This is a genomic window from Campylobacter sp. TTU_617, from assembly GCF_016599045.1.
Classification (GTDB): Bacteria; Campylobacterota; Campylobacteria; order Campylobacterales; family Campylobacteraceae; genus Campylobacter_D.
In genome coordinates this window covers 1-14,798 of record NZ_JAENKV010000002.1, presented here as the reverse complement: position 1 = coordinate 14,798, position 14,798 = coordinate 1, and the positions used below count along the sequence as shown (strand labels likewise).

The 14,798-nt window shown below is 28.8% G+C and carries 12 protein-coding genes and 1 pseudogene; 6 read left to right on the top strand and 7 right to left on the bottom strand.

What is annotated here, in order from left to right:
• Nucleotides 1-15: 15 nt before the first annotated feature.
• Nucleotides 16-552 (bottom strand): phosphorylase family protein, encoded by a 537-nt coding sequence (locus tag GQV94_RS01110; RefSeq protein WP_200169149.1) that lies wholly within the window; start codon nt 550-552, stop codon nt 16-18.
• Nucleotides 553-629: 77 nt separating this feature from the next.
• On the opposite strand from GQV94_RS01110, the gene rsmA reads away from it, so the two are divergent.
• The 3 genes from rsmA to GQV94_RS01095 all read left to right on the top strand — a co-directional run bounded on the left by rsmA (nt 630) and on the right by GQV94_RS01095 (nt 4,843).
• The gene (gene rsmA / locus GQV94_RS01105) at nt 630-1,415 is read left to right on the top strand and encodes a 16S rRNA (adenine(1518)-N(6)/adenine(1519)-N(6))-dimethyltransferase RsmA (protein WP_200169148.1); all 786 of its coding nucleotides are present in this window, start codon (nt 630-632) and stop codon (nt 1,413-1,415) included.
• Nucleotides 1,396-3,345: a ribonuclease J gene (locus GQV94_RS01100; RefSeq protein ID WP_200169147.1), complete on the top strand. Its 1,950-nt coding sequence runs from the start codon at nt 1,396-1,398 to the stop codon at nt 3,343-3,345. Before rsmA ends, GQV94_RS01100 begins: the two co-directional genes overlap by 20 nt.
• A gap of 736 nt (nt 3,346-4,081) precedes the next feature.
• Complete coding sequence (locus GQV94_RS01095; RefSeq protein ID WP_200169146.1) at nt 4,082-4,843, top strand: pseudouridine synthase; 762 nt, start codon at nt 4,082-4,084, stop codon at nt 4,841-4,843.
• A gap of 26 nt (nt 4,844-4,869) precedes the next feature.
• On the opposite strand, the gene GQV94_RS01090 is transcribed toward GQV94_RS01095, so the two are convergent.
• The 3 genes from GQV94_RS01090 to GQV94_RS01080 all read right to left on the bottom strand — a co-directional run bounded on the left by GQV94_RS01090 (nt 4,870) and on the right by GQV94_RS01080 (nt 9,174).
• Nucleotides 4,870-5,865 carry a type II asparaginase gene (locus GQV94_RS01090; RefSeq protein ID WP_200169311.1) on the bottom strand — a complete coding sequence of 332 codons (996 nt, stop codon included), beginning with the start codon at nt 5,863-5,865 and terminating at the stop codon, nt 4,870-4,872.
• A gap of 113 nt (nt 5,866-5,978) precedes the next feature.
• Entirely contained in the window at nt 5,979-7,550 is a 1,572-nt protein-coding gene (gene recJ, locus GQV94_RS01085) for a single-stranded-DNA-specific exonuclease RecJ (RefSeq protein ID WP_200169145.1), read from the bottom strand.
• Complete coding sequence (locus GQV94_RS01080; protein WP_200169144.1) at nt 7,537-9,174, bottom strand: CTP synthase; 1,638 nt, start codon at nt 9,172-9,174, stop codon at nt 7,537-7,539. Before GQV94_RS01080 ends, recJ begins: the two co-directional genes overlap by 14 nt.
• A gap of 104 nt (nt 9,175-9,278) precedes the next feature.
• Between GQV94_RS01080 and GQV94_RS07715 the strand changes: the two genes are divergently transcribed.
• From GQV94_RS07715 to thyX, 3 genes are read left to right on the top strand one after another with little or no spacing between them, the layout of a single operon-like run.
• Nucleotides 9,279-9,437 (top strand): hypothetical protein, encoded by a 159-nt coding sequence (locus tag GQV94_RS07715; RefSeq protein ID WP_234126277.1) that lies wholly within the window; start codon nt 9,279-9,281, stop codon nt 9,435-9,437.
• Nucleotides 9,412-11,184: a motility associated factor glycosyltransferase family protein gene (locus GQV94_RS01075; protein WP_325099635.1), complete on the top strand. Its 1,773-nt coding sequence runs from the start codon at nt 9,412-9,414 to the stop codon at nt 11,182-11,184. Before GQV94_RS07715 ends, GQV94_RS01075 begins: the two co-directional genes overlap by 26 nt.
• Nucleotides 11,185-11,208: 24 nt before the next feature.
• Nucleotides 11,209-11,835, top strand: a complete 627-nt coding sequence (gene thyX, locus GQV94_RS01070) for an FAD-dependent thymidylate synthase (protein WP_200169143.1) — start codon at nt 11,209-11,211, stop codon at nt 11,833-11,835.
• Nucleotides 11,836-11,900: 65 nt separating this feature from the next.
• Here thyX and GQV94_RS01065 read toward each other — a convergent pair.
• The 3 genes and pseudogenes from GQV94_RS01065 to flgE all read right to left on the bottom strand — a co-directional run.
• Nucleotides 11,901-12,125, bottom strand: a pseudogene (locus GQV94_RS01065) (Na+/H+ antiporter NhaC family protein); the annotation flags it as partial.
• A gap of 13 nt (nt 12,126-12,138) precedes the next feature.
• Nucleotides 12,139-13,437, bottom strand: a complete 1,299-nt coding sequence (locus GQV94_RS01060) for a Na+/H+ antiporter NhaC family protein (protein WP_200169142.1) — start codon at nt 13,435-13,437, stop codon at nt 12,139-12,141.
• 308 nt (nt 13,438-13,745) lie between these two features.
• The coding region (gene flgE, locus GQV94_RS01055; protein WP_200169141.1) for a flagellar hook protein FlgE at nt 13,746-14,798 on the bottom strand (1,053 nt) is incomplete at its 5' end.

The window sequence follows — 14,798 nt, the reverse complement described above, 5'->3', positions numbered from 1 at the left end:
TTTATTCCTTGAATTTTAAAGATAATTATATTTTTTTAAATATTGTATTAAATTTTCTTTAGCTTTTTGGTGATTTGCTATAAAGTCATTATGTGCATTTTCATCACAAAAATTGGTTGCACATAAAATACATTCTGCAAAAATATTAAAATTTTTAGCCACACTTAAAACCGCAAAAGCTTCCATATTTTCAGCAAAAAAACCTAATTTAGCAAATTCTTTAGCGGCTTTTTTATCTTGGCAAATATAATTTGAAGAATTTATTTTAATTGTTTCACGAGAAACATTTTCATTTTTAAGATAAATTTCATTTTGTGCAGGTGTATAAAAATTATTTGAAATTTTTGAAAATTCAATATTACAAGCATAAGAGCTTTTATAAATTTCTAAAATTTTACCTTTTTCATATAAACCACAAGTTCCTATAAATACTAGATTTGATGGATTATAAGTTTGGCAAATTTTAGTTAAATTGCAACTTGCTTCTACTAGGCCTATACCTATAGCTTTGGCAAATGAAAAGTTTTCATTACCTCCAGCACAAATTATCATTTAATCCTTTCTTAATTTATTTTTAGAATTTTATCTAAAAAGACTTAATTAAGAATTTTTAGATAAAATAATTTTTTATGATTAAAGCGAAAAAACATTACGGACAAAATTTTTTAAATAGTAAAGAAATAGTTTATAAAATCATCCAAGCCATACCCAAAGAAACAAATAATATTGTTGAGATTGGGCCTGGCTTAGGTGATTTAACGCAAGAGCTTTTAAAAATTTCCTTTGTTAAGGCATATGAGATTGATAAAGATCTTATACCACTTTTGCAAAAGAAATTTCAAAAAGAAATCGAATGTGGAAAATTAAGATTATTGCATCAAAACGCAAGTGAGGTTAAAGGAAGTTTTGATGAAAATAAGTATTTTTTGATTGCCAATTTGCCTTATTATATAGCAAGTTGTTTAGTTTTAAAAGCCTTAGAAGATGAGAATTGTTTAGGGCTTATCGTTATGGTACAAAAAGAAATGGCTCTTAAATTTTGTGCTAAAGAAGGAGAGAAAGAATTTTCTTCTTTGGGGGTTTTAAGTGCTTTGATTTGCAAAAGAAAAATACTTTTTGATGTAGATCCTAAATGTTTTGATCCTGAGCCAAAGGTTATCTCATCTGTGATGAGTTTGATAAAGGAGAAAGAATTTAGGGAGCTTTGTAATATAGAAGATTTTAAAGTTTTTTTAAAAGATTGTTTTAAATTTCCAAGAAAACAACTTCTTAAAAATTTAAGTCTTCATAGAAATAAGGTTTTAGAAATTTTAAATAGTCTTAATATAAAAGAAAATGCTAGACCCCACGAAATTTGCGTTGATTCATACCTTAAAATTTATGAAAAATTAAAGGATGAATATGAGCGAAAATAGTCAAGAAAATCAAGAACAAAAAATAAATTTTAACTCTAAAAACAACAAGCATTATAAATATAGAAATAAAAAGAAAAAAAATATTCAAAATTCAGAAAACTCAAATGTCAGTACTCAAAATAATCAAGAAGAAAAAAAGAAAAAAAGAAAAAATCTTCCTTCTAAATTAAGCGGAAATGAAGATTGGCAGATTGCTCTTGCTGAATGTATAGAGGCAAATCGTATTTCTCACGAAAATCGTTTAAATCCTCTTAAATATAATAATTCAAGCGAACATAAAATCCGCATAACTCCTCTTGGAGGTTTGGGTGAAATTGGCGGTAATATCACCATTTTTGAGACAAATAATGAAGCTATTATTGTAGATATAGGTATGAGTTTTCCTGATGGAACTATGCACGGAGTGGATATTATCATACCTGATTTCTCCTATGTTAGAAAGATTAAAGACAAAATTAAAGCTATTATTATTACTCACGCACACGAAGATCATATAGGAGCTGTGCCTTACTTTTTTAAAGAATTTCAATTTCCAATTTATGCAACTCCTTTGGCTTTGGGAATGATTTCAAATAAATTTGAAGAACACGGCTTAAAAAGTGAAAGAAAATGGTTTAGACCTGTAGAAAAGAGAAAAATTTATGAAATAGGTGAGTTTGATATAGAATGGATTCATATTACCCACTCTATCATTGATGCTTCTGCGTTAGCTATAAAAACTAAAGCAGGAACTATTATACACACAGGAGATTTTAAAATAGATCAAACTCCAATTGATGGTTATCCTAGTGATTTAGGACGTTTAGCACAATATGGAGAAAATGGAGTTTTATGTCTTTTAAGTGATAGCACAAATTCTTATAAAGAGGGCTATACAAAAAGTGAAAGTTCGGTTGGCCCTACTTTTGATCAAATTTTTTCAAAGACTAAAGGTAGAGTGATAATGAGCACTTTTAGCTCTAATATTCACCGCGTTTATCAAGCTATCACTTATGGTTTAAAATATGGTAGAAAAGTTTGTGTTATAGGTCGTTCTATGGAGAGAAATCTCTATACCACAATGGAACTTGGTTATATCAAACTAGATAGAAAAATTTTTATTGATGCAGATGAGGTAAATAAATATAAAGATAATGAAGTTTTGATTGTAACTACAGGAAGCCAAGGTGAAACAATGAGCGCTTTATATAGAATGGCAACAGATGAGCATAAATTTATAAAAATTAAACCAAGTGATCAAATTATCATTTCAGCTAAAGCCATTCCAGGTAACGAGGCAAATGTTTCTGCAGTGCTTGATTATTTACTTAAAGCGGGTGCTAAGGTGGCATATCAAGAATTTAGCGAAATTCACGTAAGTGGCCATGCAAGTATAGAAGAGCAAAAACTTATGCTAACGCTAATAAAACCAAAATTTTTCTTACCTGTTCATGGAGAATACAATCATATCACCAAGCATAAAGAAACAGCTATGAAGTGCGGAGTTCCTGAAAGAAATATTTATCTTATGAGTGATGGAGATCAGGTTGAGATTTGTCAAAAATATATTAAACGTGTAAAAACAGTTAAAACAGGAAAAGTTTTTGTAGATAATCAAATCAATAAACAAATCGCTGATGATGTAGTAATCGATCGTCAAAATTTAGCTGATAATGGAATAGTTGTTATCATAGCTCAACTTGATAAAGCTTCAAAAACACTTGTTAATAAGCCTAGAGTTTTTAGTTATGGATTAGTAGCTGATAGACAAGATCACGCATTTTCAAAAGAAATGGCTGAAGTTTTAGCTCAGTTCTTTAGTAATGTTAAAGATGAGGTTTTAAATGATCCAAGATTTTTAGAAAATCAAATCAGACAGGTATTAAGAAAGCATATTTTTAGAAAGATCAAAAAATACCCAACTATAGTTCCAACTATTTTTGTGATGTAAATTTATTCAAAGCTTTTTAGAGCTTTGAATTTTTGTTTTTACAGCTTATATTTTGCTAAAATTTAATGATTTATTTTTATAAATTCTTTTCATGTAATTTAGCTTTTTATATTGGAAGTATTTTATGCTTTTGTTTTTTTCTTCTTAAAAGAAAGTCCATTAAATTATTTTTATTGAGATTTTTAGATTAGTTTAAAATTATTAATTATGATACAAATTTGTATTATTTATTTTTTATATTTTCAACGATTTAAATTGTCTTAATTTTTCTGTTTCGTTCTTAATCAAGAGAAATAAAATATTATTTTGCTAATTTAATGTCAATTTTTTGATAGTTTTGGTATATGATTTTTGTATTATATAAATATAATTTGTTTTTTCTACTTTAATTAATAACAATAGTTTTTGTATTATTTAAAATAAATTTTATATATGAAAAATTATTAAAATATGATTTATTTCAAAGTTTATATTTTTTATTTTAGAGTAATCATTGAAATAATATAGTTCATATTGCAATTTTATTAATACGTCAAAATACAATTCTTTAACTTTTGGCTATATTATTATTTAAGAAAAGATGTAATTTATCAAATAAGTTAGTTTTTTATATTTTCATATTTAATATTCAATAAATGATTTTTTTACTAATTTTTTAGATTTTTATTGCGAAAAGCAAACGCGAATAATAAAAATGTTAAAATTATAGATTAAGTTTTATAAAATAAGGTAAAAAATGAGAATCAACAAATTCATATCACACAATAGCCATTATTCGCGTCGTGAGGCAGATGAACTTATTAAACAAGGTTTAGTAAAAATAAATAACAAAATAGCCCTTTTAAGCGATGAGGTAAAATTTGATGATAAAGTTTTTATTAAAGGCAAAAAACTTCAAAAAAGAACAAGCTTTAGTGTGATTATCTATCATAAACAAAAAGGCGAAATTGTTTCTAAAAAAGATGATAGAGGCAGAAAAATCATTTATGATACTTTACCAAAGCAATTTCGCAATTATTTAAGTGTTGGTAGGCTTGATTTTGCTAGCGAAGGTTTGCTTTTACTCACCGATTCTCCTGTGATAGCTTCTTATTTAATGCATAGTGATTTAGAAAGAGAGTATTATTTAAAAGTTAAAGGCGTAGTGGGTAAAAATGTGATAGAGGCTATGCAAAATGGACTTGAAATTAAAAATGAAAAAAAAGGAGCTCACGCGAAAACAAAAATTACTTCTATGAGTTTTGCTCCTTTTTTAGAATTTGAAATTTTTGGCTCAAGTGGAGGTTATACTAAGCTTAGAGTTGTTATTAATGAAGGTAAAAATAGAGAGCTAAGACGTTTTTTTGCCCATTTTGACTTAGAAGTGATGGATCTTAAAAGAGTGGCTTTTGGAGCGCTTGATTTAGGAGTTTTAAAAGCAGGAAAATACCGCTTTTTGGAAAGAGGAGAATACGAAAAATTAAGAGATTTTTTAAAGCTTAATAATATTAAATATTAAAGCCTTCAAAAAAGGCTTTAAATTTTTTAGTATTTTTCAAAATATTTTTGTATAGTATTTATATCGTTTGTTTTGGTAAGAGCTAACATTAAAAGGACTCTTGCTTTTTGTGGATTTAAACCTTGTGTATCAATAAAGCCTAAATCTTTATCTTCTTTACTTACAGCAACAGATCCTGCTGCTACTCTTGAACTTATAGCAACTTTTAAACCTTGTTTCATAAGTTCTTTTAACATTTCTTTTTGATTTTGATGGATGCTTCCAGCTCCGCTTCCTGCTATAACCAAACCTTTTGTTCCATTGTCAAATAAAGCTTTAGCAGCAACAGCGTTGCCATCATTAGAATAAGTATAAAGTATATCAACTTTTGGCAAAGTATTTAATTTACTCACATCAAAAGGAGTTTTTTTGGTATGTTCTTTTAAATTTGTATTATAAAAAAATACTTTTCCATCTACAATATATCCTAAATTTCCATAGTTAGGAGAAGAAAAAGCATCGACATTTAAAGTATGAGTTTTACTCACATCTCTTGCGCCTTGAATTTTATCATTCATTGCTATCATTACGCCTTTGTTTTTGGCTTCTTTGTTTGCAGCTAGAGCCACAGCATTATAAAGATTTTTAGGACCATCTGCACTCATAGCACTTGCAGGACGCATAGCGCCTACTAAAACTACAGGCTTATCACTTTTAATAGTTAAATTTAAAAAATAAGCAGTTTCTTCCATAGTATCAGTTCCATGGGTGATTACTATGCCATCAACATCTTTTTTAAGAAGTTCATTAGCTTTTTTAGCAAGTTTTAGCCAAATTTCATCATCCATATTAGAGCTATCAATATTTGCAATTTGTTCCCCACTAACTTGTGCCAAATCTTTAATTTGTGGTACAGCTTTGATTAAAGTTTCAATTCCTAATACCCCTGCTTTATATCCTGTTGTCTCTAACTCATTATCTATAGATCCAGCTATAGTTCCACCTGTAGCTAGTATAACGATTTTTGGTTTTGCTTCTAGCATACTTACTCCTAAAAGTAAAAACATTATTATAAAAATAATATTTCTCATTAACTCTCCTTTCTTATTTGTTAAGTATATTAGACTATATTAACAAATAATAAATAAAAGTTAAATTAAAAAATTTCTTTAATGATAAATTGAGGAACTATTAAACCTCTGTATTCATTCTTTGAAATACTTCCAACTAAGGTAATTTTTTCATTTAAATTTGGTTCTTTGTCAAAATTAAAAAATAAAGCTTCCAATGTTTTGTTGTTTTTATTTAATATAAGTTTTAAATGTTTTTCTTCTTTTCCTATTAGTTTTTTATTTTTAACATTTAAATTTTCTAAAATGAAAAAAGGTCTTGGATTTTTATATCCAAAAGGCTCAAAAGATTCTAAAATTTCAAGCATTTCAAAATCAATTTCAAAAGGATCTAAAATTCCTAAAATTTCATCTGCATCATTAAATTCATTTTTGGGAATTTTAAGACATTCTTCAAAGATTAAAGTTCTAAATTCATTTAAATGCTTAAAATCAAGGCTAAATCCAGCTGCACCTTTGTGTCCTCCATAGCTTTCAAGCAAGAAATTTACTTTTGTGATTAAAGATAAAATATCTATTTTTCCAACGCTTCTAGCACTACCTTTGAGTTTATTTTCATTTTTTGAAAATACAAAGGCTGGTTTTTTAAAATGTTTAGCAAGACGACTAGCAACTATCCCTAACACCCCTTCGTGCCAGTTTGCCCCTCCTACTATGATGCAAGCATCTTTTTCATCAATTTGTTTTAGAGATTCTTCAAAAAGCTGTTTTTCTTCATCTTTTCTGTTTTCATTGAAATTAACAATTTGTTCTAAATAATTTTGCGCTTCTTGTAATTTTTTAGTATGTAAAAAATGATAAGAAATGCTAGCATCATCCATTCTTCCAGCGCTATTGATAAGGGGTGCTATTAAAAAACTTATATTATCAAGTCCAAATTTATCTTTTTGATAGTAAAGTTTTATCGCTTTAAAGGCAGCTCTATTTGATTTGTTTATATATTTTATTCCTTTTCTAACAAGAGCACGATTTAAATCTCTAAGTTCCATCATATCAGCAATAATTGCGATAGCTAGAAGTTCTATAAATTTAGATAAATCATATTTTATTTTGCAAACTTCTTTTAAGGCTGCAACTAGATACCAAGCTACTTGTGCGCCACAAATTTCTATTTTAGGGAATTCGCAATCTTTTTGTTTTGGATTTATGATAGCAAAGGCATCAGGTAGAGTTTGTAAAGGCGTGTGATGATCGGTTATGATTAAATCAATATTTTTTTCTTTACAAAGTTTGGCGGCATCAATAGCAGCTATACCATTATCAACGGTTATAATTAAATCACAATCTAATTCTTTAATGATTTCTTCATTAAGTCCATAACCATCTTTAAAACGATTGGGAATTTTGACCATATAATCAAAACCAAGATCATCAAAAAATTCAGATAGTATTACACAAGAAATAATTCCATCGACATCATAATCACCTACTATAGCAACTTTTTGATTTTTTTCTATAGCTTCTTTGATACGATTTGCCCCTTTATAAATATCTTTTAAACAAGAAGGCAAGGGCAAATCGCATAATTTCTTATGCATATCATTTTCAAAACGCAGTTTTAAAATTCTTTTTATATCTTCTTTATTAATTGTATTCATTGCTTAATGCTGCTTTTATAAATCCACAAATTACGGGATTTGCATTTTCAAGCCTTGAAGTAAATTCAGGATGAAATTGCACTGCTAAAAAGAAAGGATGATTTTTAAGCTCTATAGCTTCAATAAGTCCTTTGTTTTCACCACATATAATAAGTCCTTTATCCTCATACATTTTTTTATATTTTGGATTAGCTTCATAACGATGCCTATGTCTTTCTTTGACTGATTTAGCATTATTGTAAATTTTGCTTAATAAGCTATCTTTTTTTATCTCACATTCATAAGAACCAAGACGCATAGTTCCGCCTAATGGAGTTTTGCTTGTTCTAATTTGTTTGGTTCCATTAGAATCAATAAATTCATCGATCAAATAAACAATAGGATTTTGACATTTTTCATCAAATTCGCTTGAATTAGCATCTTGTAATTTTAAAACATTTCTTGCAAATTCAATTAGGGCAAGTTGCATTCCAAGACAAATTCCTAAAAAAGGGATATTATGTTCTCTTGCATAATTTATTGCTTTTATTTTGCCTTCAACCCCTCTATAACCAAATCCACCAGCGACTAAAATTCCATTTACATCTTTTAAATCTTCTAAAGAATCTAAATTTTGCAATTTCTCACTATCTATCCATTTGATATTAACCTTAGTATCAAGTGCTGCTCCAGCGTGGATTAGTGCTTCTGTTAAACTTTTATAGCTTTCTTTAAGATCAATGTATTTTCCAACAAAAGCAATTTTTACTTCATTACTTGGAGCAATCACTCTTTTAACAAGATTATTCCAATTTTCCATATCAGGTTTTAAATTTTTAAGATCTAAAATGTTTGCAATAGCACTTAAAATATCTTGTTTTAAAAAATTAAGTGGGATTTGATAAATGCTTGTAGCATCAATGCTTTCTATAACGCAATTTTTTTCAACTCCACAAGAAATAGCTATTTTATTTTTTAAATCTTTATCAAGAGGTTTTTCGCTACGGCAAATAATCATATCAGGACTTATACCTATACGACGCAATTCTCCCACGCTATGCTGAGTAGGTTTTGTTTTAAGTTCTCCAGAAGCTTTGATAAAAGGTACAAGAGTAAGATGAATATTCATAGCATTATTTTTGCCTACTTCAAGCTTTAATGCGCGTATGGCTTCTAAAAAAGGCAATCCTTCTATATCTCCAACGGTTCCTCCGATCTCTACAATGAGTATATCTTTATTTTTCCCTGCATTTTTTATTCTATCTTTGATTTCATCTACTATATGAGGAATTACTTGTATAGTTTTTCCAAGATATTCCCCGCGTCTTTCTTTTTCTATCACGCTTTGATAAACACGTCCTGTTGTAAAATTATTACTTTGAGACAAACTTTCATCTAAAAAACGCTCATAATGTCCTAAATCAAGATCGGTTTCAGCTCCATCATCTGTGACAAAAACCTCTCCGTGTTCAAAAGGACTCATTGTTCCAGGATCTACATTGATATAAGGATCAGCTTTTAAAATTCCTATATTAAGTCCTGAATTTTTTAAGAGTGTTCCAATGGATGCTGCGGCTATACCCTTGCCTAAAGAGCTAAGAACTCCCCCTGTTACAAAGATATATTTTGTTTGTTTTAGCTTCATTCATTTACCTTAATTTTTTGTTTTATTATAACCCAAAAAAACTTTTTGTTTTATTATTTATAAAGTAATTTTGTGTAAGAATTTATAATTTTTTAAGGTAAAATATGAAATTTACAAATACCCAAAAAGCCCTTTTTAATAAAAATCTAAAAGCTTTGCAAAATCCTATTTTAAAACAAGATTTAAACCAGCTTAAAGTTTCTAAATTTAAGATTGTTTTAGGAGAGCATAATTTAGATATCAACCTTATGGGGGGGGGGTGAGAGTCTTTATAAAAATGTTTTAAGCGAAATTAATGAAAAGCTTTTAAAATATCAAAATCATTTTGCACTTTATCCTATACTTTATTTTTATGGTTTTGGAAATGGGGTTTTGCTCCAAGCTTTGCTTCAAAATTTAAATCATAAGCATATTATCGTTTTTGAAAAAGAATTAGAAATTCTTTATATAGCATTTCATTTATTTGATTTTTCAAATTTTTTAAAAGAGCAAAGATTAATCATTTTTTATACTAATAAAATGAGTGCAAATGATTATGCTAATTTTTATTCTATTCCTATTTTTATAAGATATGCAAAGGTTTATCATTTAGAATTAATGAGCGCGTATTATTTTAAATTTCAAGAAGATATTTTAAAAGTCAATGAAACTATAATGTCTTATTTAAAAAAAGAGATTTTAACCAATGGAAATGATCCAAAAGATGTTTTAATGGGTTTAGAAAATTTTATAATTAATTTGCCTAAAATGATCACACATCCTAGTTTTAAAAATCTCACTAAAGAACGTTTTAAGTTTTTTGAAAATGCTATTATAGTATCAACCGGACCTAGTTTAACAAAACAACTTCCTTTGCTTAAAGAAAATGCCAAAAAAGCTGTAATTTTTTGTGCTGATAGTGCTTATCCTATTTTGGCTAAAGAGGGTATTAAGCCTGATTATGTTTGTATGGTAGAAAGAACTGATTTTACGGCTGAATTTTTTAACAATGATTTTAAAGAATTTGATAAAGATATAACTTTTATTTTAGCAGGAGTAGTATCTCCTAAGGCTTGTGAATTTTTAGAAAAAAATAATCGTTCATTTATGCTTATACCAAGAGATTATCTTTTTGCTTTTTATCTTGATTTAAAACCTTTTTCTTATGCTTTTTATTCTGTTAGTGTGGCGCATTTATCTTTTGTGATAGCTTTAAATTTAGCTTTTAAAAATATTATTTTTATAGGTCAAGATTTAGCTTTTAATGATGAAGGGGATTCTCATCCAAAAGATTATAAACATTCTGCAAAATATGAAAGTGGTTATTATCGGGGTTTAAAAGCCTTAGCTTATGGTGGAAAAACACAGGCTAAAACCCAAGAGGCGTGGGTTTATTTTAAGCAAGTTTTAGAACAAATGATCAATGAAGCAAAAAGTTATGGTATAGAAGTTTATAATGCTACTGAGGGTGGATTAAGGATAGAAGGAAGCATAGAAAAACCTTTTGCTTTATGTATTAAAGAGCTTTTAAAAGATGCAAAAAAACCTTATTTGCCTTTGGGTGTATTAAGTTTTGCTAAACAAAGTGAGTTTTTGTTGAAAGCTTTTGTAAAAATTATAAAAAGTATAAAAAATTGTAAAAAATTTATTGATAAAATCAATCAAAAGATAAATCACATAGAACAAAATAATATTGATTTAGAATGTGCGAAAAAGATAATCAAAGATTTAGAAAATTTAAAACAAGAATTATTTAATTTTAAAGATCTTTTAGAGCTTTTACAACCTAGTTCTTTTCAACTTGAACTTAGTTTGGCTAAAATTTCTGTGATAAATGTTAAAAATGAAGAAGAACTTTTGAGTAAAAATTTACTTTTTATTAGAGAATATATGGAGTATTTTAGATTGGTTGAGGGTTTATTAAGTCTTCAAAAACAAAGTTTTTTAAAATGTATTTTTGCATTAGAGAATGAACTTATAAAAAGAGGTTTTGAAAATAAAATTGTAAAAATAAAAGATAATATATGTTAAAATTCCAAAAAATAAGGAGTTTTTATGCAAATTACTTTACTTCATCATACCCCACTTTTTGTGTGCTCTCATGCCACTAGAACCTGTTGGCAAAGTTTTGAAAAAGGTGATTGTGGAGGAGAAAAAGATAAAGAATTAATCGATCGTGTAGGCAATCAATTTAAACATTCTTCTACTTTAGAGCATTTAAACTATACTTTTTATATACAAGGGATTTCTAGAGCTTGTTTGCAAGAGGTTGCACGCCATCGTCATACTAGTCCTAGTGTGAAAAGCACACGCTATACTTTAAAAGAACTTAGAAATGAAGATGAATTTAAAATAGGAGATTTTGAAAATGCAAGCCGTTATCTCGTGCTTTGTGGCAACGAAGAGGTAGATAATGCTAGTATAAAGGCTTTAGAAAATTTACGTCTTATTTTGCAAAAGAGTATTAGCTTAGATATTGCTAAATATTGCCTACCAGAAAGCTATAAAACAGAGCTTACTTTAAGTATCAATGCAAGAAGCTTGCAAAATTTTATCACTCTTAGAAGTTCAAAATCAGCTCTTTGGGAGATAAGAAATTTAGCTAATGCTTTATTTAAAGCTTTGCCAGATGATCATAAATTTATATTTGAGCATTGTTTATATAAGGAAGAGAATAATTAATGCTTTTAATTAAAAGCATTAAAATTCCTAAAATAGTTATCACACTTCTAAGCAAATAAAAAGTTTCATTTATCTTTAATGTGATCGTGTTGTTTATCAGCATTAAGTCCTACACTAACACCCATTGTAGTTTCACTTGCTGGACTTCCTGCATCGCCTAGTGCACCTGCAACTCCTATTATAAAGACTATTAAAGCAAGAGAGAAATTTAACTCCAAACAAATAGGAACAAAAAGAGTGGTGATAATAGGTATAGTTCCAAAAGAAGTTCCTATACCCATTATAAAAAGTTTTAAAAAATTTTTATAAAAATAATGCTATCACGCTTCCAATAAATAATAAAGTTCCATTATAAAAGATAAAAGTAGGGATACAAGTATCTTTAATGTGATCGTGTTGTTTATCAGCATTAAGTCCTACACTAACACCCATTGTAGTTTCACTTGCTGGACTTCCTGCATCGCCTAGTGCACCTGCAACTCCTATTATAAAGACTATTAAAGCAAGAGAGAAATTTAACTCCAAACAAATAGGAACAAAAAGAGTGGTGATAATAGGTATAGTTCCAAAAGAAGTTCCTATACCCATTGTGATTAAAAGTCCTATTAAAAGCATTATAAAAATAGCTAGAAATTTACTCTCTTGCATAAAAGGAACAACAGAATTTACAAGCTCACTAACAGCACCGCTTTGTTTTAAAACTTCTCCATATCCAGCCGCTACGAGTATAACAAAGGCTATAAAACCCATCATCTTTAAACCATCATCAAAAATCAAATCAATTTTTTTGTATTCAACTCCTCCTAAAATTACCATTAAAACAAAACCTAAAAGTCCAGATAAAGGTAAATTCATAGTAGCAATTTGGCAGATTAAAGTTACTATAAGTCCTGCTAAAACACCCCATTCTTTACGTGTCATTTTAAGATTGTCAAAATCTACTTTGGAAATTTCTATCTCTTTATATTCTCTTGGTTTTCTATAAAAAACAAAAAGAGCTAAAAAAAGTCCTAGTATCATACAAAAAGCAGCCAAATACATCGTATTGGTAACATCACTTAAGCTTACATTCACTCCATTAGAAGCGATATTATCTTTTATTAGATCTTGGAAAGTAAGTCCAAAGCCTACAGGTAGCACCATATAAGGAGTGGTAAGTCCAAAAGTTAAAGCACAAGCTACCGCTCTACGATCAATTTTTAAGCGATTAAAAAGACTTAAAAGTGGCGGTATTAAAAGTGGTATAAAAGCCACATGTATAGGCACTAAATTTTGTGAAAAGCAAGAAATAATAGTTAAAGAAATTAGCAAAAAGTATTTTTTATGCGAAATAAAGTGGCTTACGATTTTAATCAAATAAGCAGTTAAATTTGTTTTGGAAATAGCAGCGGCAATGGCTCCTAGTAAAATATAACTTAAAGCAGTTTTTAAATTTTCTTTCATACCGCTTATTAAAATATCCATAGTCTCCACCATAGACAAATGAGCAAGCATTCCAGCTGCTAAAGCAGAGATTAAAAGACTAAGCAAAACATTAAAACGAAAAATACAAAGTAAAGTCATTAAGATAACACTTATAATAATGGGATTACTTAAGAGCATATAATTTCCTTAAAAAGTATTAAATCTTTTATCATACTTATAAAAGATTAATTTTTGCTTTATTTGTTTAAATTTAAACTAAAAGGCAGGTTTTTTGTAGTTATTTACTTTTTATATTTTTTAATTAACTTAAAAAAGTATCAATTAAATTGCAACTCACCAAGAGGTGAGTTAGCAATAATTGAAGGCATCAAGCCTACGTATAAATCTTGTATTGTAAAACCACTAAAAGTAGGCTTGCAAAGCAAGATTTAGTTTATCCAAGAAAACTTGGATAAAGGCTTTATCCAAAAAAAGATAAAGCTTGATTATTGTTTTAATTGGATCAAAGTTTGGAGCATTTGATCGCTAGTTGAAATTGTTTTAGAGTTTGCTTGATAACCTCTTTGTATAATGATAAGTTCAGTTAAAGAACGACTTAAATCCACATTTGACATTTCAAGTGCTGAGGTTTTCATCTCACCGCGTCCGCCTGTTCCAGCTTCACCTACTACTATAGAACCACTATTTGCTGTTACTTTAAAAAGATTTCCACCGATTTCTTCAAGACCTGAGTTATTAGCCACTGAAGCCATAGCGATTTTTGCTACTGCAAAAGTTTTTCCATTTGTAAATTCACCTAAGATATTACCTTTATCATCAACGCGTATCGCATCAGGTTTTAAGTTTCCTGAAGTATAACCATCAGTTGCTTGAGAAGTTAAGGTTGAAGCTGAGTTTGAGCTTACTAGACCATCATTACTTCCACTTGTTCCAAAGCTAAGTTTGATTTGTTGATTTGGTGCTGCACCATTATTTGGTGAAAAGTTGATTGTTCTTGGATTATAGTTTGATAAAGAACCATCATTGTTAAATCTTGCTGTTCCTACGATGATATTGTTTGGACCCTCTCCTGTGGTATTGATCTCAGCAGGCTCAGGAACACGGATAATCATTTGCCATTCATTACCCCCATCTTGAGTTGTGCTTTGTTTTACAAATTGCACTTCTAAAGTGTGTTTTGAACCTAAAGAGTCATAAATTTCAAGTCCAGCTGAAAAAGCGCTAAGTTTTAAAAGCTCACTTTGTTTTACTTGATTTCCAGCAGGAAAAGAACCATCAAGTCCTTTAAAGATCTTTGTGAAAGCATCATTAGTGCTTACAGTTCCTTTCTCATCTGTATAAGCAGTGATATTAAAATTCATATTGTGAGGTCCAAATTGTAATGCTCCTTGACCCCCTGTAACAAGTGTTGGACTATTTGAACTTTCATTAACATTAGTGATAGAAAAAGCTCCTGAAGAATTTACAACTACTTTAACATTTTCATTTACATCAGCTGCGGCAAATGAACCACTTCCATCATAATCAACCCCATATCT